Origin of the sequence: Spongiivirga citrea (genome assembly GCF_010671565.1) — a bacterium.
In the GTDB taxonomy this organism is placed as follows: Bacteria; Bacteroidota; Bacteroidia; order Flavobacteriales; family Flavobacteriaceae; genus Spongiivirga; species Spongiivirga citrea.
The window spans coordinates 82,490-106,740 of record NZ_JAABOQ010000008.1; the positions used below are offsets into that span (position 1 = coordinate 82,490).

At 37.3% G+C, this 24,251-nt stretch carries 17 protein-coding genes; 9 read left to right on the top strand and 8 right to left on the bottom strand.

Annotated elements, in window-relative coordinates; genetic code table 11:
- Positions 1-5 precede the first annotated feature (5 nt).
- Together GWK10_RS17275 and GWK10_RS17280 are read right to left on the bottom strand one after the other, a co-directional pair.
- Positions 6-839, bottom strand: coding sequence for a phosphatase PAP2 family protein (locus tag GWK10_RS17275; RefSeq protein ID WP_204263168.1), 834 nt, complete (start codon positions 837-839; stop codon positions 6-8).
- 7 nt (positions 840-846) lie between these two features.
- Positions 847-1,749, bottom strand: coding sequence for a histone deacetylase family protein (locus tag GWK10_RS17280; RefSeq protein ID WP_164033653.1), 903 nt, complete (start codon positions 1,747-1,749; stop codon positions 847-849).
- A gap of 405 nt (positions 1,750-2,154) precedes the next feature.
- Between GWK10_RS17280 and GWK10_RS17285 the strand changes: the two genes are divergently transcribed.
- From GWK10_RS17285 to GWK10_RS17300, 4 genes are read left to right on the top strand one after another with little or no spacing between them, the layout of a single operon-like run.
- Entirely contained in the window at positions 2,155-2,757 is a 603-nt protein-coding gene (locus GWK10_RS17285) for a TetR/AcrR family transcriptional regulator (protein WP_164033654.1), read from the top strand.
- Positions 2,758-2,762: 5 nt separating this feature from the next.
- Complete coding sequence (locus tag GWK10_RS17290) at positions 2,763-4,178, top strand: TolC family protein (RefSeq protein WP_164033655.1); 1,416 nt, start codon at positions 2,763-2,765, stop codon at positions 4,176-4,178.
- Between the two features lie 11 nt (positions 4,179-4,189).
- The gene (locus GWK10_RS17295; RefSeq protein ID WP_164033656.1) at positions 4,190-5,371 is read left to right on the top strand and encodes an efflux RND transporter periplasmic adaptor subunit; all 1,182 of its coding nucleotides are present in this window, start codon (positions 4,190-4,192) and stop codon (positions 5,369-5,371) included.
- 10 nt (positions 5,372-5,381) lie between these two features.
- On the top strand, positions 5,382-8,906 hold the full coding sequence (locus GWK10_RS17300) for an efflux RND transporter permease subunit (protein ID WP_164033657.1): 3,525 nt from the start codon (positions 5,382-5,384) through the stop codon (positions 8,904-8,906).
- 59 nt (positions 8,907-8,965) lie between these two features.
- Here the strand turns inward: GWK10_RS17300 and GWK10_RS17305 are convergent, their stop codons facing one another.
- Both GWK10_RS17305 and GWK10_RS17310 read right to left on the bottom strand, forming a co-directional pair.
- Positions 8,966-10,279, bottom strand: a complete 1,314-nt coding sequence (locus tag GWK10_RS17305; protein ID WP_164033658.1) for a RagB/SusD family nutrient uptake outer membrane protein — start codon at positions 10,277-10,279, stop codon at positions 8,966-8,968.
- A gap of 12 nt (positions 10,280-10,291) precedes the next feature.
- Positions 10,292-13,222, bottom strand: a complete 2,931-nt coding sequence (locus GWK10_RS17310) for a SusC/RagA family TonB-linked outer membrane protein (RefSeq protein ID WP_164033659.1) — start codon at positions 13,220-13,222, stop codon at positions 10,292-10,294.
- 212 nt (positions 13,223-13,434) lie between these two features.
- On the opposite strand from GWK10_RS17310, the gene aspS reads away from it, so the two are divergent.
- The 3 genes from aspS (at position 13,435) to GWK10_RS17325 (ending at position 17,305) form a co-directional block, all read left to right on the top strand.
- Positions 13,435-15,183, top strand: a complete 1,749-nt coding sequence (gene aspS, locus GWK10_RS17315; protein WP_164033660.1) for an aspartate--tRNA ligase — start codon at positions 13,435-13,437, stop codon at positions 15,181-15,183.
- 95 nt (positions 15,184-15,278) lie between these two features.
- Positions 15,279-17,057 carry a chloride channel protein gene (locus tag GWK10_RS17320; RefSeq protein ID WP_164033661.1) on the top strand — a complete coding sequence of 593 codons (1,779 nt, stop codon included), beginning with the start codon at positions 15,279-15,281 and terminating at the stop codon, positions 17,055-17,057.
- Positions 17,057-17,305, top strand: coding sequence for a hypothetical protein (locus tag GWK10_RS17325; protein WP_164033662.1), 249 nt, complete (start codon positions 17,057-17,059; stop codon positions 17,303-17,305). Before GWK10_RS17320 ends, GWK10_RS17325 begins: the two co-directional genes overlap by 1 nt.
- 45 nt (positions 17,306-17,350) lie before the next feature.
- Here the strand turns inward: GWK10_RS17325 and GWK10_RS17330 are convergent, their stop codons facing one another.
- Entirely contained in the window at positions 17,351-17,800 is a 450-nt protein-coding gene (locus tag GWK10_RS17330) for a nucleoside deaminase (protein ID WP_164033663.1), read from the bottom strand.
- A gap of 45 nt (positions 17,801-17,845) precedes the next feature.
- On the opposite strand from GWK10_RS17330, the gene GWK10_RS17335 reads away from it, so the two are divergent.
- Entirely contained in the window at positions 17,846-19,615 is a 1,770-nt protein-coding gene (locus GWK10_RS17335) for a 1-deoxy-D-xylulose-5-phosphate synthase (protein ID WP_164033664.1), read from the top strand.
- A 55-nt stretch (positions 19,616-19,670) separates the two neighbouring features.
- Entirely contained in the window at positions 19,671-20,708 is a 1,038-nt protein-coding gene (locus tag GWK10_RS17340) for a DUF3078 domain-containing protein (RefSeq protein WP_164033665.1), read from the top strand.
- A gap of 71 nt (positions 20,709-20,779) precedes the next feature.
- On the opposite strand, the gene GWK10_RS17345 is transcribed toward GWK10_RS17340, so the two are convergent.
- The 3 genes from GWK10_RS17345 to feoB form a co-directional block, all read right to left on the bottom strand.
- Positions 20,780-21,247, bottom strand: a complete 468-nt coding sequence (locus GWK10_RS17345) for a CBS domain-containing protein (protein ID WP_164033666.1) — start codon at positions 21,245-21,247, stop codon at positions 20,780-20,782.
- 312 nt (positions 21,248-21,559) lie between these two features.
- A complete protein-coding gene (locus tag GWK10_RS17350; RefSeq protein ID WP_164033667.1) occupies positions 21,560-21,991 on the bottom strand; it encodes a hypothetical protein in 432 nt (143 codons plus the stop codon).
- A 7-nt stretch (positions 21,992-21,998) separates the two neighbouring features.
- Entirely contained in the window at positions 21,999-24,248 is a 2,250-nt protein-coding gene (feoB, locus tag GWK10_RS17355; RefSeq protein WP_164033668.1) for a ferrous iron transport protein B, read from the bottom strand.
- Between the last annotated feature and the right edge of the window lie 3 nt (positions 24,249-24,251).

Below are 24,251 nucleotides of genomic sequence, written 5' to 3' on the forward strand. Positions count from 1 at the left end.
TGCGGTTAAAAAGTAATATTCACACCAACCTGATTAAGTCCAAAACTTAAATTCCAGCTTAGTTTTTTGGTGTCGTTATTGTATTTTTCATCGTACTTACGATCAAGATATTGGTCTACCGCTTCTACGATAAAAATACTCATAACTGCACTAGTCGCTATATCGGTTAACCAATGTTGCTCGTTTAAAAGTCTTGATAATCCAGGGATGGAACCTAAGGTTATAAAACCAGCTTTTACCCAAGGGTTTTCAAACTGTTTGGCTGCCGCGTAAGCTATGGTAAGTCCCATGACGAGATGACCGGAAGGAAACGATCGCAAACCGGATTCACCTCCAAAAGGTTGAAAATAGTTTTTGCCAAGCTCAGTTGTTGGTCGCGCTCGACCTACCAATGATTTAGTTAATTGCTGTAAAAATCCCGCGGCTGTGGCTGAGCTCATCATCAATACCCCCGTGCGTCTTAATTTTTCATTTTTGGTAAACAAGCCTACCAAATAGACACTACCAGTAAATGCATAGTTGTTTTGAGGATTTCCGAAGTACCAACCAAATTCGCGAACGGGTTTTGGAACATCTTCCTCAAGATCTGCGAAAAAGGTTCTGGCTTCATCATCAATTAAATATAAGGCTCCAACACCTCCTGCGAATAGACCAAAGTTTCTAAATTGAGAGCCTTTCCAATACAGTGGTCTACTATATGCGTAACCTACACCACCAAAAACATTACCCATATCATAGGTAAAGGTTTGCCAGCCGTTACGCTCGTTAACTACGAAAGAATCATTTTGAGAATAAGCAAATGAGCTAATCAGAATGGTAATAAGTAAGAACTTTTTCATAAGCAGGTCAAAAATACAATTCTTGTGCGAGACGAAATGTGTTAGCGTGTGCTTCGATAATGGTTTTGATTGTTGGCGAATATCCACCACCCATACTACATTGAACGGGTAAGTTGTTTTTAATGCATTGTTCGAAAACAAAGCGATCACGTTCTTTACAGCCTTCAATACTCATTCCTAGAGTACCCAATTTATCTGAATCCAAAATATCGACTCCACAAAGATAAAATATAAAATCAGGCTTTTGTTCTTTAATGAGTTGAGGTAATGTTTCTTTTAGAATGGTCAAATAGGTGTTATCATTAGTTCCTTTTTGTAGGGGAATATCTAAATCACTTTTTTCCTTTTTAAAGGGATAATTAGAAGTGCCATGCATAGAGAAAGTAAATACTGAAGGGTCATCCTGAAATATCTCAGCCGTACCATTGCCTTGATGGACATCGAGATCGACAATTAAAATTTTTTCAGCTAAACCACGGTCTTGTAAATACCTTGCCGCAATAGCTTGGTCATTTAACAAACAAAATGCTTCACCGCGATCAGTATATGCATGATGGGTGCCACCAGCAATGTTCATTGCAATCCCATTTTGTAATGCGTATTCGCAACCTTTTATGGTGCCATCTACAATAATGACTTCTCTTCTAACTAACTCTTCGGAAAGTGGGAATCCGATTTTGCGAGCGGCTTTTTTGGCTAGAGTCAGTTCTTTTAGTTCATTATAATAGGTGATGTCATGTACTCTTAATATGTAATTGTCGCTAGGTATTTTGGGCTCGAAGAAATTACCCTCATCGCAAGTACCCTCATGCAATAGTTGCTTTGGCAGCAAATCATATTTAATCATCGGAAAGCGATGACCTGTCGGAAGCGGATGTTTGTAAATGGGGTGGAAAGCTATTTTGAGCATGTACGATAATAAGATCACGCAAAAATAAGAATAACAACAGACTGCCGGATTGATAAGACTGGAGTGTTAAGTAGATTGTTTTTGGAAATAATACTTCATTAACGTCATATTAAATGGCTAAACAACTCTTAATAAGTCATTAATCCCCAGTTTTTTACCCAATTCTCATAGGTGGTATTGTCATTCATCGATCTTCCTTTTCTTAAAAGCATCATTTTTTGTGGAATATCGCTGTGTTAATTGGCAAAGCTATATAGTCGATAAAAATGACGAGCAGGAGAAATATGCTTTATAAACTTATTTATCAACAACTTAGTTCTTGTATTTAGAAAATGTTAAATAATTGCAAAACTTTGGAAACTTTTATCGTACATAAAGTTTCCTTGCCTATTTTTGCTGTCCAATATGAAAAACAAAATACTTCATAAAGCCACAGAACTATTTTTGGACATCGGTTTCAAAAGTGTCACCATGGATGATCTTGCTGAGGAAATGGGGATTTCAAAAAAGACGATCTACACCCATTACGAGAACAAGACCAAATTAGTGGAGGCAAGTACTTTTCATCTTTTTGACAAAATATGTACTGGTATCGATGCTATTTGCGAAAGCACGCCAAACCCGATTGAGGAGCTTTATCATATAAAGCGTTTTGTAATGCTTCATTTAAAAAATGAAAAATCATCACCACAATATCAACTTAAAAAGTACTACCCGAAAATTTATACCAATCTAAGTTGGAAACAGTTTGAAGTAATGCACGAAAGCGTGTCTGAGAATTTACAACGAGGCATGGACCAAGGAATTTTTAGAAAAGACCTCGATGTCGACTTTGTTTCCCGCATGTATTTTAATGGGATGTCAGGTATAAAAGATGATCAATTATTTCCGAAAGAAAAATACGCTGCTGATAATCTTATGGAGAGTTATTTAGAATATCACTTAAGGGCAATAGTAACCGAAAAAGGACTAGAAACATTAAACCATTTCATACAATCAAATCGCTAACAGTAATGATACAGAAATTTGTATTACTAACCGCCGCATTATTTTGTAGTGTAAGCTTGTTTGCTCAAGAAAAGGAGTACACCTTTTCATTAGATGAAGCAATCGCATTTGCGCTAGAAAATAATTACACAGCCATTAACGCCAATAGAGATATTGAGGCTGCAAAAAAACAAAAATGGGAAACCACCGCAACTGGATTACCCCAAGTAAGTGCTAGTATTGAATATCAAAACTTCCTTAAACAGCCAGTTTCTTTATTGCCGGCTTCAGCTTTCGATCCGTTAGCTAGCTTAAGAGATATTGAAGAATACTATAATCTCGATGCTCTACAAATACAGCAGTTTCCAGATCCACCAGAAGGGTTTATCCCAGTTGTTTTTGGAACAAAACAAGCGGTAAATGCAAATATAAATGTGAATCAATTAATTTTTGATGGATCCTATATAGTAGCACTTCAAGCTGCAAAAGCGTTTACCCAATACTCTCAAAATTTTAAAGACAAAACAGATCTTGAGGTTCGTAAGTCGGTTATAAATGCTTACGGCAATGTGTTGCTGTCTAAGGAGAATATTGCAATACTTAAAAAGAATAAGGACGCACTTCAAAAAAACTTAGACGAAACAACGATTACTTTTCAAAATGGACTCGCAGAAGAGGAGAGTGTTGAGCAACTTAAAATTACAATGGCTAATGTAGAAAGCGGGCTAAAAAACGCTGAACGCCTTTTAATAATTACAGAACAGCTATTAAATATTACACTGGGAATTCCAGTTGAGGCTAATGTTACTTTAACGGAAGAACTAGATAAGTTGGTCGTACAGAATATCGAACCTACTTTATTAGCGAATGAGCTAACATTGACCGATAACGTTGATTTCAGAATTGCCGAAAATCTCACTACACAACGTCAGCTAGAGTTTAAGAACGAAAAGGCAAAAGCACTTCCTTCACTTTCGGGGTTTTTAAATGCCGGTTACAATGGTAACAGCGATAGTTTTACATTTTTAGATAGTGACCAACGCTGGTTTGGGTCAGCTTTAGTCGGGGCAAGATTGAATATTCCGATTTTTAGCTCCTTAGGAAGAAGTGCCAGAACGCAGCGAGCTAAAATTGCATTTGAGCAAGCCAAAACACAGCTTACGGAGACGGAGCAACGTTTAAAGCTACAGACAGAACAAGCAAAAAGCAATTACAGTTTTGCCATTGAACAATATGAAACTTCAAAGGAAAATTTGAATTTGGCGGAACGTATTGAAAATAAGAATCAAACAAAATTTACCGAAGGTATTGCCAGTAGTTTTGAACTGCGCCAAGCTCAAACACAGCTGTACTCTGCCCAACAAGAATATTTAAATGCCATGATCACTGTGATTAATAATAAGGCAGAATTAGAAACAATATTAAATACTATCACCAAATAATCAATCAAAAAATGAAACAGACATTAACATACTTCGCGATCGCAATAATGCTTACGGCATGTGGTTCAAAGTCAGGAGCATCAGGTGATGTTGACGTAGCAACTACCATCGAAAATGGTGACTTGGCAGCTATGAAAGCTCTAAAAGAAAGTTTATCTGCAGAACAAGCTGTTATAGAAGACAAAATTAAATTGCTCGAAGATGAAATTAGCGCTAAAGACACCACCAAAAAACTACCCTTGGTAACGGTATTCAAAGCCAAAGACACAGTGTTTATTCACTTTTTAGAGTTGCAGGGAAGTGTTGCTACCAAGCAAAATGTAGTCATCTATCCTGAAATGGCGGGTACTTTACAACGTGTTTATGTAAAAGAAGGACAAAGGGTTCGTAAAGGACAATTACTTGCGTCTATTGATGACGGAGGTATGGGTCAACAAGTAGCACAGCTGCAAGTACAAGCAACTTTAGCAAAAACAACTTTCGAGCGCCAAAAAAGATTATGGGATCAAAATATCGGATCAGAAATTCAATATTTACAGGCGAAGACCAACTACGAGGCAACTCAAAATGCCGTAAATCAGGCAAAAAGCCAATTGGCAAAATCGACTATTAACGCTCCCTTTTCAGGTGTGATCGATGAAGTGATCACCGACCAAGGCACTGTAGTTGCCCCTGGACAATCAATGGTATTTAGATTGGTCAACCTAAGCGATATGTATATTGGTGCCGATGTGCCTGAGACATACATTACAAGCATTAAAAAAGGAAAAAAGGTCGAGGTTGATTTCCCGGTATTGGGAAAAAGTGTTGATGCCAAGATTCGTCAGTCCAGTAATTTTATTAATCCTGCTAATAGGACTTTTAATGTAGAAATTGCCGTACCAAATAAGGAGGGCGATATTAAACCAAACTTAACGGCAAGGCTTCGTATTAATGATTACACTAACGAAAAGGCAATATTGATTCCACAGAGCATTATATCGGAAAATGCTAATGGTGACCAGTACGTATATGTCGTAAAAAATAGAGCAAACAATAATGAGGCAACGGCGTCACAAAGAATTATTGTAACTGGTAAAACTCAAGGAGGAATTATTGAAGTCTTAGAAGGTCTTTCTTCTGGAGATGAGATCATTGAAGAAGGAGCCCGTAGCGTGAAAGATGGGCAGGGAGTCAAAGTAATGAACGAATAAACCAACAGCCATGCAAGACAAGAAAAAGAAAGTAGATAAGGAGTTTAAATTGTCATCGTGGGCTATTAATAATAAAACCACGATCTATGTATTGATGATTTTGATTCTCTTTTTAGGAGGACAGGCTTATTTTAATATGCCGCGAGAAAATTTCCCGGAGATTAAGGAAACCAAAATTTATATCAGTTCACTATATCCAGGTAATACTGCTGAGGATGTTGAAAAACTCATTACTGATCCGTTAGAAGACCGATTAAAAAACTTGAGTAATGTGGTGGAGACAACTTCAAATTCTCAAGAGGATTATTCTATGATTATTGTGGAGTTTGACGAGAATATTACGGTAGATCAAGCAAAGCAAAAAGTAAAAGATGAGGTCGATCAAGAAACTTCGGGAGAGGACTGGCCAACGTTTAATAATGCCAAGGTTGAGCCCAATATTTTTGAGTTAAGCATGTCAGAAGAGATGCCTATTGTCAATATTAATATTTCAGGTGATTATCCTGTTGATAAGCTAAAAGAGTTCGGAGAATACTTACAAGATGAAATTGAAGATCTTGAGGAAATAAAAAAGGTTGACATCCGTGGGGCACAGGAAAAAGAAGTAGAAGTTGCGGTTGACGTTTATAAAATGATGGCTGCTCAAATAAGCTTTAATGACATTATTGGAGCTATTCAAAATGGGAATACAACCTTATCAGCAGGTAACCTAATTGCCAGTGGGCAACGACGTACTATGCGAATTTTAGGAGAAATTCAAGATCCTGCTGAACTGAATAATTTTGTTATAAAATCAGAAAATGATAAGCCCGTTTACCTTAAAGATGTTGCTAAAGTAACATTTAAAGACAAAGATAAAACTACCTATGCCCGGGAGTTTGGAGCCCCTGTCGTTATGCTCGATATTAAAAAACGCGCTGGTAAAAATGAGGTGGCAGCCGTTGAAAAGGTGCGGGATATTTTAGCGAAAACACAGGCTGATGTTTTTCCGCCAGATTTAAAATCGACTATAACCAATGATCAATCCAAAAAGACTATTGGACAGGTTGACGATTTGGTGAATAACATCATCTTTGGAATCATTCTCGTAACCACCGTTTTGATGTTCTTTTTAGGATTTAAGAACGCATTATTTGTTGGTTTTGCAATCCCTATGTCAATGTTCATGTCCTTAACCATTTTAAGTTTGGCAGGTTTTACGATGAACACTATGATTTTATTCGGATTGATTATGGGATTAGGGATGTTGGTAGACAATGGTATCGTAGTGGTCGAAAATGTCTATCGCTTAATGGATGAAGAAGGACTAAGCCGAATTGAAGCTGCTAAAAAAGGTATCGGGGAAATTGCTTTTCCTATTATTATATCAACGCTCACTACCGTTGCTGCATTTGTACCTCTGGGATTATGGCCTGGATTAATGGGGCAATTTATGATCTATTTCCCAAAAACACTATCGGTTGTATTGGGATCGTCCCTGTTCGTTGCTATTTTCTTTAACTCGGTTTTAGTATCGCAGTTTATGAAAACTGAGGATAAAGAAATGTCCTTGAAACAGATTATTAGTATCACAGGAATTGTAGCTGGAATCGGTTTAATAATCATAATTTTCGGCGGTGAATTTAGAGCGCTTGGTACGCTTATGGTAGTCACAGCAATTTTATTGTGGGCATATCGCTTGTTTTTAAGAAAAATGGCCAATAATTTCCAGACTAAAACCTTGGTTAAGCTAGAGAATTGGTATCGCCGTCAATTAGGAAAGGCGCTAACAGGAAAAAGGCCTTATTTCTTGACTTTCGGGATTTTCACACTTTTAATAATGTCTTTTATGGCATTTGGAGGATCGGTCGCTTCGCAACGTACAAAGATCGAATTCTTCCCAGATAACAAGCCTAACCAGATTATTGTGTATATCGAATATCCTGAGGGAACTGATATCGAAAAGACCAATAAAATCACGAACGATATCGAGCGACGTGTTTATAATGTTTTAAACGATGCTGCTTATGTTGATGGTGAAGAAAATTTCTTGGTAGAAAGTGCAGTTTCTCAAGTAGGTGAGGGTGCTGGTAATCCAATGACTGATGGAGGGTCGGCTGCTGAAATGCCACATAAAGGAAAAATTACTGCTTCGATGCGTGAGTATAAATATCGTCGAGGTGCTGATAGTGAAGAACTGCGCACAAAAGTGCAGGCTGCAATATCAGGTATTTATCCTGGAGTGCTCATTTCCGTTGAAAAGGATGCGAATGGGCCGCCACAAGGTTCACCAGTAAATATTGAATTAGAAGGTAATGATTATGGCGAATTGGTGGCAATAGCCGAAAGAATGCGAAACTTCATTAATTCAAAGAACATTCCTGGTATCGATGAGTTAAAGATCGATGTGAATAAAGGGAAACCATCAATGCAAATTAATGTAGATCGTAAAAAAGCTGGAGAGCTTGGTGTAAGCACTGGACAGGTGGGCCAGCAACTACGAAATGCCATTTTTGGAGCAAAAGCGGGTATCTATAAAGAAGGCGGAGAGGATTATGATATTTATGTCCGTTTTAATGAGGCGAATAGATATAATACTAGTGCCATATTTAATCAAAGTATTACGTTTAGAGATCAAGCTTCTGGAAAAATTAAAGCAATACCTATTTCTGCGGTTACCAAACGATCAAACAGCTCCGGTTTCAACACCATTAAACATAAAGATGCAAAAAGAGTAGTGACCGTGTATTCAGGCTTGGCTCCGGGCTATACAGATGCTGGTGCAATTGTTAGCCAAATTCAGGAGCAGATGGCTAATTTTACAGGCCTTCCAGAAGATGTGAAAATTGATTATACAGGTCAGATTGAAGAGCAAAATAAGGAGATGCAGTTTTTAATGGGCGCTTTCTTTTTTGGACTTTTTCTCATCTTTTTAATATTGATTTTTCAATTTAACTCAGTATCAAAACCAGCAATTATAATGATCGCTATCTTTTTAAGCTTGATTGGTGTTTTTGGAGGAATTGTGATTACAGGAGCCTCATTTGTTATTTTAATGACGATGATGGGAATTATTTCCCTGGCAGGTATTGTAGTAAACAATGGAGTGGTGCTGCTAGATTATGCTCAATTATTACTAGATCGTAAACGGATAGAATTAGAATTATCCGATGATGAGCATTTATCGATTGACGATATTCGCGTCAGCATTATCAAAGCAGGAAAGGCACGTCTGCGTCCAGTAATACTTACTGCGATAACTACTATCTTAGGATTAATTCCTTTAGCCATAGGATTAAATATTAACTTTTTTACGCTATTTAGTGAATTCAACCCTAACATATATCTTGGTGGAGACAACGTTATTTTCTGGGGGCCACTGGCATGGACGGTAATTTACGGATTGCTCATCGCGACCTTCCTAACCTTGATTATTGTACCCGTATTATTCTATATCGTACACAAAATTAAAATCCGATTTAGAAATTGGAGAGGGAAAGGTGTTGAAGAAGTAGTGCTAACTACGCCAGTGATAGAAGAGAAGTCAGCAGCCTAAGCTGTAGTTTTAATAGATAAAAAAAAAGGGAAGCCAATGGCTTCCCTTTTTTAGTAAGTTTATTGTACCTCAAAAGGTGGGATTGGGAATTGAGTATGTACAATATCGCCCGCCCTATCTATTGGTAAAAAAGTAGCATTTAATCTACCATACCTTCTCAAGTCGAACATTGCATGACCTTCGGCCCAAAGAGAGTACGACCTGTTATAAAGCATCTCATCGGTCAATCCTGTTTCATCAACAGCTCCTGCATAATCGCCTAGGCCATATGCATTTCTGATAATATTGAGAGCTGATTCAGCATCCATAAGATTACCTTCTTGAATATTCGCTTCGGCATAGATCAATATTAATTCTTCATTTCTTATATGATCTATTGGAGAAGTTGCAGACTCATATAAGTCAATTTCATGCGTACCATTTAGCCCATCTCGGGCTACAGGATCGTCTCTCAGTCTAAACTTATTTATCCTTGTATCTCCAGCTTGAATATCATTGATAAATCTGTTATGTACAACAAATTGGTCTCCACTTTGTTGAGGGGTTTTGAAAATTGGGTTTAAAAGCTCTGTTCCCCCTTGAGCATAAACCCGCTTCGGCCCAATGCCTAAATCATTACCATCTAATGATAAAAAAGAATCATCTAATAAAGTCAAAGCCGCAGCATAGTCTTCTTGATGTATTGCTACTCTAGCTGCAACTGCTCTGTTAAATTGAGCAAAGGTTTCAGGAGTATCAAAACCATCAAAACCCGTAGAAAACTCAAACGAAAACTCAGCATTTTGTAGGGCCGTAAAACCATCATCTAACATGGAACGAAGTGCTGTAAAGCCATCACTTTTACTTACGAAAGGGCCTAAATTATTTGGATCGGAAATATCAATTCTAACTCCATTATCCCCAAGTAAATTAAGTACGTCTAAAAGCATTAGAGCTCGATAGGTTAGTGCCACGCCACGATACCCATTTTTCTTAGTATCTGAAACAGGAGAACCTTCTAAGCCATCCAGTATGAAATCAGCACTTTTTACAGCTTGATATCGAGCAAACAATGTTCCCGTTAATTGAGGTTCCGAACCTGTTAAGGTAACACCATCTTTTCCGATTAAAGTTGCAGTTGTAGTAGGATCGGATGCATTAAAACTATACAATTCTCTAGCAATAGAACCGGTAGCAGTTATAAATCCTCCCAAACCGCTTCTTGCTTTAGATTCTAAACCTTGAGTTAAGAAATTTAAAGTTTGTTCCGTCGGATTGTCCGTAACACTTGAAATATTAGGTTGATTAGGATCTGCGACTTCATCCAAACTACATGCAGATAGAATCAAGACGAATGCTAACCCAACTATTTTTATAAATTTTATGTTTTTCATGATCTCTTTTTTTTAAAATGTAAATCCTATATGAAAGTAAACCTGCTTTGCACTTGGGAAAGGCGAAACCTCTATACCCTGCGATAATCCAGATGGACCAAAGGCCGAAGTTTCTGGATCGTAGCTACTATAATCCGTAATGGTAATTAAATTTTTACCAGAAACACCAACACGAACTCGCTCAAACCAATCTAACTCAGTTGGAAGCGTATAAAATAAACCAACCTCTCTAAGACGAACATAAGTACCATCTTCAATGTACCCAGCGGCTCCAAAAGTTCCGAACCTCGGGTTTGCGATAACATCAGGATCATCAAGATCTGGCGTTACTCCACCAAAATCAGACAATAACTTTGTAAGATTGAGCACATCTCCGCCTTTCTTCCAATGCCATAAGAAGGTAAGATCAAAATCTTTAAACAAACTTATTTGATTAAACCAGCTCATTTCAAAATCAGGAGCTGCATCACCAATTATGGTAGGAACCCCTCCAATGTTAGCCGCTAGAGATGTAGCGGTTTCTCCTTCGCGAATAAAGGAACTACCAAATGTAAGACTAAAACCTTCTCCTGAAGGCTGAAACTCACCTACTCCTAAACTTTCAACTTCTGCTTCATTTTTCCACCAGTTTAAAGTAGTGTTCCAATTGATATTAGAATTACTTATTGGATTTGCATTTAAAGCGATTTCGAATCCTGTGTTACTTAGATCAAAGTCATTTCTAATTTCGTTTGCAAAACCGGAGGACAGTGGAATAGAGGAGAAAGGATAAATTAAATTTTTCACATCACGCTTGTAACCTGTAAGCTCCAGTCCAATTTTCCCATTTAAGAAAGAAAAGTCAATACCATATTCAATTTCTTGCGATATTTCTGGTTCCAAATTTGCATCTCCTAATTGGGCCGATTGATTATTCTGACCAACAGTTGGTAGCCCAAGTCCTGGAACTCCACCTATTGATGTAGGTCCTAGCGGTGTAAATAGGGATCCAAAACGTGCGCTGCTTCCTGTTTCGCCATATGCAACACGCAGTTTAAGCAAGTTAACATCCTCTACATTCCAGAAATCAAAATTTGCGACATTTATCGCGAGAGAAGCTCTTGGGAATGCAAAGAACTTGTTAGGGTCTCCGTTCAAGTTTGATTTATCGAATCGTACCCCAGCTGTTGCAATAATTTTATCATCCCAATTAGCTGTACTTTGGGCAATAATTCCAAACTCTTCTTCTTCCGTAAGTCTTTGAAAAACTGCAAAAGAGTTTCCTTGAGCTAAATTTGTTTGTTGCGGAAACAGCTCCGTTGTTTGATTGATTATCGCGTCACTTTCAAAATTTAAATAAGATATACCGAATTGGCCATTGATACTTATTTTATTGTTTGTTGTGAAATCTAAAACCGCGAACGCATTATAATTCAACTGTAAAGAATTAGTATTTCCCGCACTCACAAAACCATTTTGATTAGCACGTTGTGTTTGTTGAAATTCTGGAATGTAAACAAAGGTCTTTGCCTGAAAGTAGTCTAAACCTCCATTAGCAGTGAACTTTAATCTAAAATTCTCATTCGTAATGGCTTTATATTCAAAATTAGCTCCTTGGATATAGCGATTAATCTCTTCTTCATTATCAATTAAATCTCTATTTAATATAATATTGGTTGCTGCAAATCGCCCATCAGGATAAACTCCATTTTCATCAGGAAATAAATCTTCCCAGTCAGCAGTAACTAATGCAAGATTATAACCAACACTAAACCCTCCATTATTTTCATTTCCAACAGGTCCTCTTTCAGCAGTACTGTTCACATAGTTAGAAGAAAAACCAACTTTTAATTTGTCATTAAATCTATGATCCAAATTAAGTCTTAATGAATTTCTTCCATATCCTGTGCGCTTCATAATTCCATCTTCATCTCTTTTACTTGCATTGAAATAGAACTTGGTCTTCTCATTTCCGCCAGAAATGGAAAATCGACTTTCCGTGATAAGTCCTGTTTCTCCATAAAGCTCTTCTTCATAATTAAAGATTCTTCCAGCATCTCTCGCGGCTTCGAAAATTGGGACTTCTGCCGCACCGAAAGTAGAAGCTACAGTAGTGGAAGTAAATTGTCTTCTTCCTGCATAATTTTGAATTGTATTAAATCCAACATCTTGATCAAATTTCACTACTGTCTTACCAGCCTTACCTCTTTTTGTAGTTATTATTACAACACCAGCATTTGCTCTAGTTCCGTAAATCGCAGCAGCTGAGGCACCTTTAAGAACTTCAATACTCTCAATATCCTCTGGATTAATATCTGAAACTCTGTTAGACCCTCCTTCTTCTCTACCAGCATTTGCTCCAGAAGCAACAGAAGATCCGTTTGTTAACTGAACATTACTTATATAAACACCATCAACAATAAATAAGGGTTGATTATTCCCAGATAAAGAAGAAATACCTCTTAATCTCATTGCAGTTTGCCCTCCTGGGGCACCACCGGCGGAATTAATATTTACCCCTGTTAATTTTCCATACAATGCACCATCTAAGGTTGAGCCTGTGGTGGTCCCTGTAAGTGACTCACTACTTATGGTTGAAATGTTATTTGCTAAATTCGATCGTTTAATACTAGTTGCAAGTCCAGTAACAACGACTTCATCTAAATTCGTGACATCCGCTTTCATTTGAACAGTTGATGCATCCGATGCGAGAACTTCAATGGTCGAATATCCGATGTAGGAAAAAACTAAGGTAGCATCAGCTGAAGCTTCAACAGAGAAATTACCATCAAAATCAGTTAAGGCTCCTGTGGTAGTACCCTTGACTAATACAGTAACCCCGAAGAGCGGTTCTCCAGAAGAGGCGTCTGTGACCTTTCCGGTAATTGTTTGCTGTGCAAAAACCCAAATGGGTAAAAAAGCAAATACAGCAAGCACAGCTTTTTTAAATAAAACATGTTTCATAATTATTGGTTTTAAGATTGTTTGTTAACAAATTAGTAATTATTTCAACGGATAACTACGTTTTTCGCAACAAATATGTTCTAAACAGCAATTTTTAACAATAAATGAATCTCATGTGATTTCTTAGGAAGAAATTCTTGGTGTAATTCACAATCGCTTTTGGGCATTAAGAAATATAACTTCTTAAATTTGCAGCCAGTAAAAAACTAGGCATGTATAGAAGTCATAACTGCGGCGAATTAAGAATTGCAGATGTTGGAAAAGAAGTTACACTTTCAGGTTGGGTGCAACGTATTAAAAATAGAGGTGTTTTAAACTGGGTTGTTGTTCGTGATCGATATGGAACAACACAATTGGTATTTGATGAAGAACGTTCTGCTTCGGATTTACTCGAGCAGTCTAAAACCTTAGGTCGTGAGTTCGTCATACAAGCCGAAGGAAAAGTGATCGAACGTGAATCGAAAACAAAAAGTATGGCTACTGGCGATATCGAGATCTTGGTTACTAAACTAACGGTGCTTAACGCCGCCGAAACGCCGCCTTTTACCATTGAAGATGAGACTGATGGTGGCGATGATATCCGTATGAAGTATCGATATTTAGATATTCGTCGTAATCCGGTAAAAAATAGCTTGATCTTTCGTCATAAAGTGGCGATGGAAGTGCGCAAATATCTTTCTAACCAAGATTTTATCGAGGTTGAAACACCCTATTTAATTAAATCTACTCCAGAAGGCGCGCGTGACTTTGTGGTGCCAAGCCGCATGAATGAAGGGCAGTTTTATGCGCTTCCTCAATCACCACAAACTTTTAAGCAGTTGCTTATGGTAGGTGGCATGGATAAATACTTTCAAATTGTAAAGTGTTTTCGTGATGAGGATTTAAGAGCTGACCGTCAACCCGAATTCACACAAATTGATTGTGAAATGGCATTTGTTGAGCAAGAAGATATCTTGAATACGTTTGAGGGCTTAACCCGTCATTTGTTAAAGGAGGTAAATGGTGTTGAAGTTGACAAGTTTCCAAGAGTGCTCTATGATGATGCCATGCGTTTATATGGCAATGATAAGCCCGATATTCGTTTTGGGATGGAATTTGGTGAGTTGAATAAAGTAGCACAACATAAAGAATTCAATGTTTTTAATAAGGCAGAATTAGTTGTTGGTATTGCAGTTCCCGGAGCGAATACATTTACCAGAAAAGAGATTGATAAATTGATCGATTGGGTAAGGCGACCGCAGGTAGGCGCTTTAGGAATGGTTTACGTTCGTTGTAACGAAGATGGTACATTTAAGTCATCTGTAGATAAGTTTTATGATCAGGATGATCTTGCAAAATGGGCCGAAAAAACAGGAGCAAAAGCTGGAGATTTAATCTGTGTATTATCAGGTAAAAAGGATAAAACTAGGGCACAATTAAGTGCTTTAAGAATGGAATTAGCCGAGCGCCTAGGTCTTCGTAAACCAGATGAATTTGCACCACTATGGGTTATCGATTTCCCATTGTTAGAATGGGATGAAGAATCAGAACGTTACCATGCAATGCATCATCCGTTTACCTCTCCAAAACCTGGTCAGTTAGCATTATTGGCTACAAATCCTGGAGATGTCAAGGCAAACGCTTATGATTTAGTGTTGAATGGAAATGAGATTGGTGGAGGATCGATTAGAATTCACGATAAAGAAACGCAAGCATTAATGTTCGATTATCTTGGATTCACGCCTGAAGAAGCGAAGGCGCAATTCGGATTTTTAATGGATGCTTTTCAATACGGAGCACCACCGCATGGCGGACTTGCTTTCGGTTTAGACAGACTGGTTGCTATTTTAGGTGGACAAGAAACGATTCGTGATTTTATTGCTTTTCCTAAAAATAATTCAGGACGAGATGTTATGATTGATGCACCGGCAACAATTGATAATGAGCAGTTAAAGGAATTAAATTTAAAACTCGATTTGTAAAACATATAAATCTATTTTTAAAATAAAAGACCTATAAGTAGTGCCAAGCTTATAGGTCTTTTTTAGTACTTTTAAGTGTTGCCAGCTAACTGTTTATGAAACAAAATTACTACTTCAAGAAATTTTTAATTTGGAAGTATAAGAACATCTCTGCGAAAACCTTCATTTTAATTCTCAGTGCTATGGTTGGTTTATTGGCGGGACTAGCAGCGGTATTTATCAAAAACATTACCTATGCTATTGAAGCGACACTTGAAGAGGGAATTGTTTTTTCTAAAAACCAGCTCTACTTTATTCTTCCAGTAATAGGTTTGTTTCTAGTGTTTTTGTTAGTCAAATTCGTTATCAAAAAACCAATTGAGCATGCCATACCGTCCATTTTGTATTCATTGTCAAAAAGGAATGGCTTTATAAATAGTACTAAAATATATTATCCACTTATCACGGCACCATTAACTGTTGGTTTTGGTGGGTCGGTCGGACTACTGGGACCAGCTGTTGCCTCAGGCGCAGCACTGAGTTCGACTTTAGGACGATTATTCCATTTAAAAGGAAAAACCAAAATGTTATTGATTGCCTGTGCATCCGCTGGGGCGATTTCTTCTATTTTCCAGTCGCCAATTGCAGCTATTATTTTTGCAGTTGAAGTGTTTAGTTTGGACCTTACTTTTGCTTCACTTTTACCTTTGTTACTTGCATCAATTTCATCGATCATAACTTCTTATTTTTTTCTTGGCGATACGGTGCTATTTGATTTTTTAGTTGCAGATCGATTTGAAATTAAAGACACCTTGTTCTATGTATTACTTGGTGTGGCTACTGCATTTGCCTCGATTTATTTTACCAAAATGTATTTCGGAATCATGCAGTTTTTTCAACGTTTTAAAAGTCCGATTAAAAAATTACTAGTGGGGGGGCTAGCGATTGGGGGCATGCTCTATTTTATACCTCCGCTATATGGTGAAGGTTTTGGGTTTATTAATAGTTTATTAGAAGGCGATCATTTAAAGGCATTAGGTGAAACTCCGTTTGATAATTATAAAGAAAATATCTGGGTAGTAATTGCTTTACTGTTTGGGATAACCATTTTTAAAGCCGTTGCTATGACTACTACTTTCGCTGCAGGAGGTGCGGGCGGTATTTTTATTCCGACTTTGGTGATGGGCAGCGCACTAGGCAATGTAGTAGCCAAGATAATCAACAATTTGGGTCTAGGTTTTAATGTATCTGAAGCGAATTTCACTTTGATTGGCATGGCTGGGTTGGTCGCAGGAGTGTTACATGCACCCTTGACTTCAATATTCCTAATTGCGGAAATTACAGGCGGTTATCAGTTGTTCGTTCCACTCATGATTACAGTTGCAATCTCATTCATAATTACAAAAAATGCATTGGAACATACGATTTACACAAGAGAGCTTGCAGAACAAGGAGCACTTTTAACGCATGATAAAGACCAAACGGTATTGACTTTAATGAATTTGAAAAGTGTCATTGAAGATAACTTTATTAGCCTACATCCGGAAATGAAATTGAGAGAAATGCTTCATAATGGCGTGGCTAAGTCCGCAAGAAATTTATTTCCAGTAGTTGATGAAGACGGCTATTTAGAAGGAATCGTCTTGCTTGATGATATTCGCGAGTTTATGTTTGATACTAGTTTATATGATACTACTTTTGTTAAAGAGGTGATGCAAAATCCGCCTGCCCTTATCCACCAAGGCAAAGATTCTATGAAAGAAGTAATGCGAAAATTTCAGGATAGTGGAGCATGGAATTTGCCGGTCGTAAAGGATAATCTCTATGTCGGTTTTGTCTCAAAATCGAAATTATTGACGGCCTACAGACGAAAACTGATTGATTTTACTGGATGATGAAGCATATATTACGTTTTTTACTGATTGTTATTATAATAGGAGTTGCAGTTGGATATTACTTTAAAAACTCAGGAGATTCTCCAACTGGGGATAAGATAATAGGGATAAGCATTTTGGCACTTTCGTTTATTTTAATGCCACTTTTTATCTATCACCGATATAAGAATAAGGATTTAAGCGGCTACTCAATTCTTCCTAAGAATGATGATGAAAATGATGAAGAGGATAGGAGTAAATTGAATTGAAGCAAAACCGTGTATCTTGATTCTTAAAGCACAGTGATCTCGTTTCTAGTTAAGGTTCCGCTTCTCAATAAAAAAGCGTTTCATTAAATCAGAGCATTCTTTTTCCAAAATTCCACTTTTGATTTTTGTTTTGGGGTGTAAAGTAGTTCCCATAGACCCACAACCTCTTTTTTCATCGGTTGCACCGTAGATGATTTCTGAAATTTGACTCCAATATAAAGCGCCACCACACATTTGGCAAGGTTCTAATGTGACATACAATTTGCAACCTGTAAGATATTTTCCGCCTAAAAAATTAGCAGCAGCAGTAATAGCTTGCATTTCAGCATGGGCGGTAACATCGTTTAAGGTTTCGGTAAGGTTATGACCTCTTGCTATAATGCGATCTTCAATTACTACAATTGCACCCACTGGCACTTCACCTTTTTCAAAAGCAGCTTCAGCTTCTTGTAAGGCTTTTTTCATGAAATAGGTATCGTCAAAAGGAGTCATCATATGCTGTAAAAATACAATTTCAAGATGTACCTTTATCGTCTGATTATGTCATTGTTAAAAAATATCAACTCACCACTTGATCTTCGTTCTTTAAATGAGAATGATTTGCCACAATTGGCACAAGAACTCCGCGATTTTATAATCGAAGTGGTTTCGACTAAAGAAGGCCATTTAGGGGCTAGCCTTGGGGTGGTTGAACTCACAATCGCTTTGCATTATGTATTTAATACGCCAAATGATCAGCTTATTTGGGATGTAGGTCATCAGGCATACGGCCATAAAATATTAACCGGACGTAAGGAAATCTTCGAATCTAACAGAAGGTTGAATGGCATTAGCGGATTCCCTAAAAGAGCGGAAAGTGAATATGATGCATTTGGAGTAGGACACTCTTCTACATCGATCTCTGCCGCTCTAGGTATGGCAATTGCGTCTAACTTAAAAGGAGAAATAGAAAAACAACATATAGCAGTCATTGGTGATGCTTCTATTGCTAGTGGGATGGCTTTTGAAGGCTTGAACCATGCTGGAGTTACGGACGCTAATTTGTTGGTGATATTAAATGACAATGCGATAGGAATTGATCCAAGCGTAGGCGCTTTAAAACAATATTTAACCAATGTAAAAAAAGGGGGCGCTAGAGAAGAAAACATTTTCGAAGCGCTCAATTTTGAGTACTCAGGCCCGATTGATGGCCATGATCTTAGTGCAGTTATAGCGGAATTAAATAGGCTTAAAGATATTAAAGGGCCGAAGTTTTTGCATGTCATTACTACTAAGGGAAAAGGCTTGCAAAAAGCTGAGGAAAACCAGGTGCAATACCACGCTCCTGGAAAATTTGACAAAACTACCGGTGAATTAAAGCCAAGAATCTTGAATGGCGATGAGTCGCCAAAATATCAAGATGTTTTTGGACATACGATTGTCGAGCTGGCCGAGAAAAATGAAAAAATCATAGGAATTACGCCGGCAATGCCAACAGGTAGTTCATTAAAATATATGATGGAAGCAATGCCCGATCGAGCAATTGATGTTGGTATTGCGGAACAACATGCGGTAACGCTGGCGGCTGGAATGGTAACACAAGGGATGGTCGTTTTTTGCAATATATATTCCACCTTTTTACAGCGCGCTTATGATCAAGTAATTCACGACGTTGCTTTACAGAATTTACCTGTGATTTTCTGTTTAGATCGTGCTGGACTAGTAGGACAGGACGGAGCAACGCATCATGGGGTTTTTGATATTGCCTATTTAAGATGTATCCCCAATCTTATCATATTCGAACCGATGAATGAAAGTGAACTGCGCAATATCATGTACACGGCGCAATTGGGATTAGATAATCCCATTGCGATTCGATATCCTCGAGGGCGCGGAATGCTTACCAATTGGAAAACTTCTTTTGAAAAAATAGATATTGGAACTGCTAGAAAACTAAATGATGGCCATAAAGTAGCTGTTTTATCATTGGGACATATCGGCAATTCAATTGCTAAACTAACAGAAGACAAAAACCTACACAATGCTATAGCGCATTACAGTATGCGTTTTGTGAAACCGCTAGATGAGAAGATGCTACACCATATTTTTTCAAACTATAAATATGTAGTAACGATAGAAAATGGATCAAAAATTGGCGGTTTCGGGTCTGCTGTAATTGAATTTGCATCGGAACATCAATATAAAAATGATATTAAAGTGTTCGGAGTTCCAGATGAGTTTATTGAACATGGCAGTGTTTCAGAACTTCAGCAAATTGCTAGAATCGATATGGAAAGTGTTAAAAAACACATTCAAAAAATAATGGAGTAAGCTTCTTCGTTGTTGTCAATCATATGTATTTTTGAAGCTTTATTAGTCTAAATCTATGCACAAGGCATCTTTTCTTCTTGTTTTTATGCTCCTAAGTGGTCTTAGTTATGCACAACGAGGCTACCAAAATCCAATTCCGGAGATTGAAACTGAAGGTGTTGTAAAATTCAAACCCGACTTAGGAATTCTACCTATTGATGAGCGATGGTTGAGATTTAGTGTGGCTTTAGATACTATTTGGTGGACAAAAAAAAACAATTTTGGAATTGATCTTAGTCAAGCATCATTTGTGAATTGGAATGCTGGAGGTAATAATGCGATAGCTGGCCTTGTAAAGGGTCTATTTGTAAGAAGTTATTTGCGCAAGCAGGTTAGCTGGGACAATGAAATAGAAGCTCGATATGGACTGAGCAAACAGCAGGATATCGAGGTTAGAAAAACGGAAGATCTCGTGCGGCTTAAGAGTACTTTTGGGTATCGAAAGGATAGCATTTCTAGTTGGTATTATTCGGTTAAACTAGATTTTAGAACACAATTTACGGATGGGTTTAAGTATCCCGATACATCGACGCCCATTTCTCGTTTTATGGCTCCAGGCTATTTGTTTCTTGGTATTGGTGCGGAGTATGCCCCAAAGGATAAGAAGTTTAAATTATTCCTATCGCCTTTAACCCAAAAATCAACTTTTGTTTTAGATCAAGACTTGGCGGATGCTGGATCTTTTGGAGTGGATGAAGCGGTTTTAGATGGTGATGGAAACGTACTTATTCCTGGAAAAAATTCTAGGAACGAATTAGGAATTCTTATTACCCATAATTGGGAGTTTCCCATTTATAAGAACATGAATTTTAAAACGAACAGCACCTTTTATAGCGACTATCTTAATAAATTTGGCAATATCGACGTCGACTGGGAAATGCTAATTACTTTTAAAGTAAATGAATATGTTAATGCCTCAATAGGCACGCAGTTATTGTATGATGACGATGTGAAATTTAGAGATGACCTTGATGGTGATGGCACTCTAGAAACCTTAGGCCCTCGAGTACAATTTAGGCAAGTGCTGGGAGTTGGTTTTAATTACAATTTTTGATTGTTTGTAACATAAAGTTCCACTAAGAAGTACCAAGAAAAAAGTTTCAACTAAAAGTACTGTGAACTAAACTACCAGCTTTGTCCACTTAACTTAAGCGCCCCTTTTAGAATATCTTTTCTACTAATTTGGCCAACCATTTTTCCATCTTGCATTACAGGGAAACGTCTTCTTTTAGAATCGTAAAAAAGACGTGCGATGTCAAAAATATTCTGATCCCATTCAATCGTTTGTACATTTTTGTACATATATTTTTCAACTGTTTGATCACCCATTGGCATATTAAAATACCGGCTCTCTGATACTTGCTTCATACAATCACCCTCTGATATCATGCCAACTAGTTTACCAGTATTGTCAACTACAGGGCCTCCTGAAATGCGTTTTTTTATTAAGACTTCCATGACTTCTAAAACCGAATGATCTGGTTTGAAAAGAATAAGATCTTTAACTTTCGTCATATAATCTGATACAAGAATAGGAGCATCATATTCCTTTTTCTGCTCGGCTTGTGCGCCTCTAAAACTTTTAATCCCCATAGCTTTTAGTTTTGTAGTTGGTCGTTGATATTACAATGAAATTCAAGCGACACAATCGCCAATTGAATTTTCATAAGTTAATAAAGATAAGTCGTTTAGTTGAAAATAACAATCTTAATTACAACCACAGTCATCGCTACAACCACCTTTTTTGTGATTTTTACGAACACCTATACCCTTTGGAAAGAATTTATGCACTAAGAAGATAACCGCTCCTAAGAAGGTGAAAATAACCAGTATAGTTTGTAAATCGATCTTCATTTTGCTAAGATACTATTAGTATTTAAGTCGAAGCTAGTTTAGCTATCCTTACTATTGCTTAAAATAAATATCTACATAATCAGCAACTCCATCACAAGGATTGTCAATATCTTGTAATCGCCAGTATTTTCTTTTTCCCTTGGCTTTGAAGGTAAAAATGCCGTTTCGCCTACAAGGTTCTCCGTTGTTGATATGACTTATTTCTGTTTCAATGATTCCTGTAAAGGTTAATTCAGTCTCGCTTACAGGATTTAAAGTGCCTTCTATTTTGAGGTAGTCGCTATTTTCTTTGCTTTTTTGTTCGCCTATAATGCGATATTCATTTGCCTTTTCACTTTTGGTAATAGTAGCTTTCCCAAAGTAATCCCAAGAAATCCATTGAAGGGATAGCATGTGATTGCCTAGTAATTTTTCTTCAATATTTTGTTGAGCAAAAAGCCCGCCTGATAGAAACAAAAAGAGTATTACAACGAACTTTTTCATAATCAACTTACTTTATAAATTGATAGGCAATTAAAGAAGCAAGATACGCAATACCGCTCATAGTAACCAATTGAAGTATTGGCCACTTCCAGCTATTGGTTTCCTTTTTAACGATAGCCAATGTACTCATACATTGCATTGCAAATGCATAAAACAATAATAATGATATCCCTGTAGCAAATGTAAACACTTTTTTACCGGAACGAGCATGTACTTCTGACTGCATTTTAGCGGTAATAGTATTTCCTTCTTCATCGTCACCCTCGCTACCTACACTATAAATGGTTGCCAAGGTGCCTATAAACACTTCACGAGCTGCGAATGAACTTACCAAAGCAATCCCAATTTTCCAGTCATACCCCAGTGGCTTTATTACGGGCTCAATAACTTTACCCACGGTACCCAAAGCTGAATTTTCTAGTTTTGAAGCGGCTACCGCATCATCAATAACTGCCTGTTTAAATTCAGGAGTTTTTTGTAATACAGCGGCATTAATTTCTTGAGTTGTCAGTTCTTTTTGGTCTATTTCTGCTTCTTCTTTTAAATGGTTTTTGAAACGTGTAATTTTATTTTGAAATGAAATTTCTTGAATCTCATTAAATCCGTTTTGCGAAATAGCGCTGGTAACAATCTCGTCGGCATTTTTAAAGGAATCATTAATGCCTACTGATGCCAATACCCAGAGTATAATGGAGATTGCCAGAATGATCTTACCTGCGCCGAATACGAATGACTTTGTTTTTTCAATAACATTGATCGCTACGTTTTTAAACATGGGAAGTTTATAGCTTGGCATTTCTATAACGAAATACGATCGGCTTTTAATTTTTAAAGTCCTATCTAAAATGTAAGCTGAAATAATTGCCGCTGCAAAGCCGATTAGGTAAAGCATCATCAGCGTAAGCGCTTGTGCATTTAATCCTAGATAACGATCATCTGGAATAACGAGTGCGATGATAATTGCATAAACAGGAAGTCGAGCAGAACAGGTTGTAAACGGTGTTACTAAAATGGTAATTAATCGCTCTTTCCAACTCTCGATATTTCTGGTTGCCATAATTGCTGGAATGGCACATGCGGTACCAGATATTAGCGGGACAACACTTTTACCACTAAGGCCAAAACGGCGCATTCCTCTATCCAGTAGAAACACAACTCGGCTCATATATCCGGATTCTTCTAACACTGAAATAAATAGAAACAAAAATGCTATTTGAGGAATGAAAATGAAAATACCACTTAATCCAGGTATAATGCCTTCTGCAATTAGGCTAGTAAATGCACCTGCAGGCAGGCTATTCTTAGTCAATTCACTTAAAGAGGCAAAAGTTCCTTCAATCCAATCTTGCGGTACACTACTCCAATCAAAAATTGCTTGGAAAATTAGCAATAGAATGGCAAAGAAAATAAAATAACCCCATACCTTATGAGTAAGAATTCGGTCTAATTTTATGCGCAGATCCGTTGCAGATGAAAGGTCTATTTTTTGCCCTTTTTTAAGAGCATTATTAATAAACTGATAGCGCTTAATAGTTTCTTTTTGCTGTAGGCGCTTTAAATACGACTTCGATTTTGTTTGAAATTGCGTCGCATCGGCGATTGCTTTTCGGTCGATGTTTTTAAAATTCACATCTTGGGTAATCACCAACCATAGTTTGTATAAGGATTGGTTAGGAAATGCCTTGCGCAGACCATTAAAATAATCAGTATCAATCTCTGAAGTATTTAAACAGGGCGTTGTATCAATTCTTTTATAAGATATGATTAATTCCTTTAATTCATTAATCCCAGTATTTTTGCGAGTACTAATGAGCGCTATTTTTGTTTTGAATTCCTTTTCGAGTAGCGGAATATCCAGAGAAATTCCCTTACGTGACATCCTATCTGCCATATTTATGACAAGAATAGTCGGAATATTCAGGTCTTTTATTTGTGTGAACAGGAGTAGATTGCGCTTAAGGTTTTCCACGTCGCTTACTACGACAGCAACATCAGGATAATCTTTATCGTTTTTATTTAATAGTAACTCGATCACTACATTTTCATCGAGTGATGAAGCGTTTAAGCTATAAGTACCTGGAAGATCTAAAATATGTGCTTTTACTCCCCGGGGAAGCTTGCAAACACCTTCTTTTTTTTCCACAGTAATACCCGGGTAGTTACCTACCTTTTGATTTAAACCTGTAAGAGCATTGAAAACAGATGTTTTTCCAGTGTTGGGATTGCCAATGAGTGCGACGTTTAGTTGTTTACTCATCTA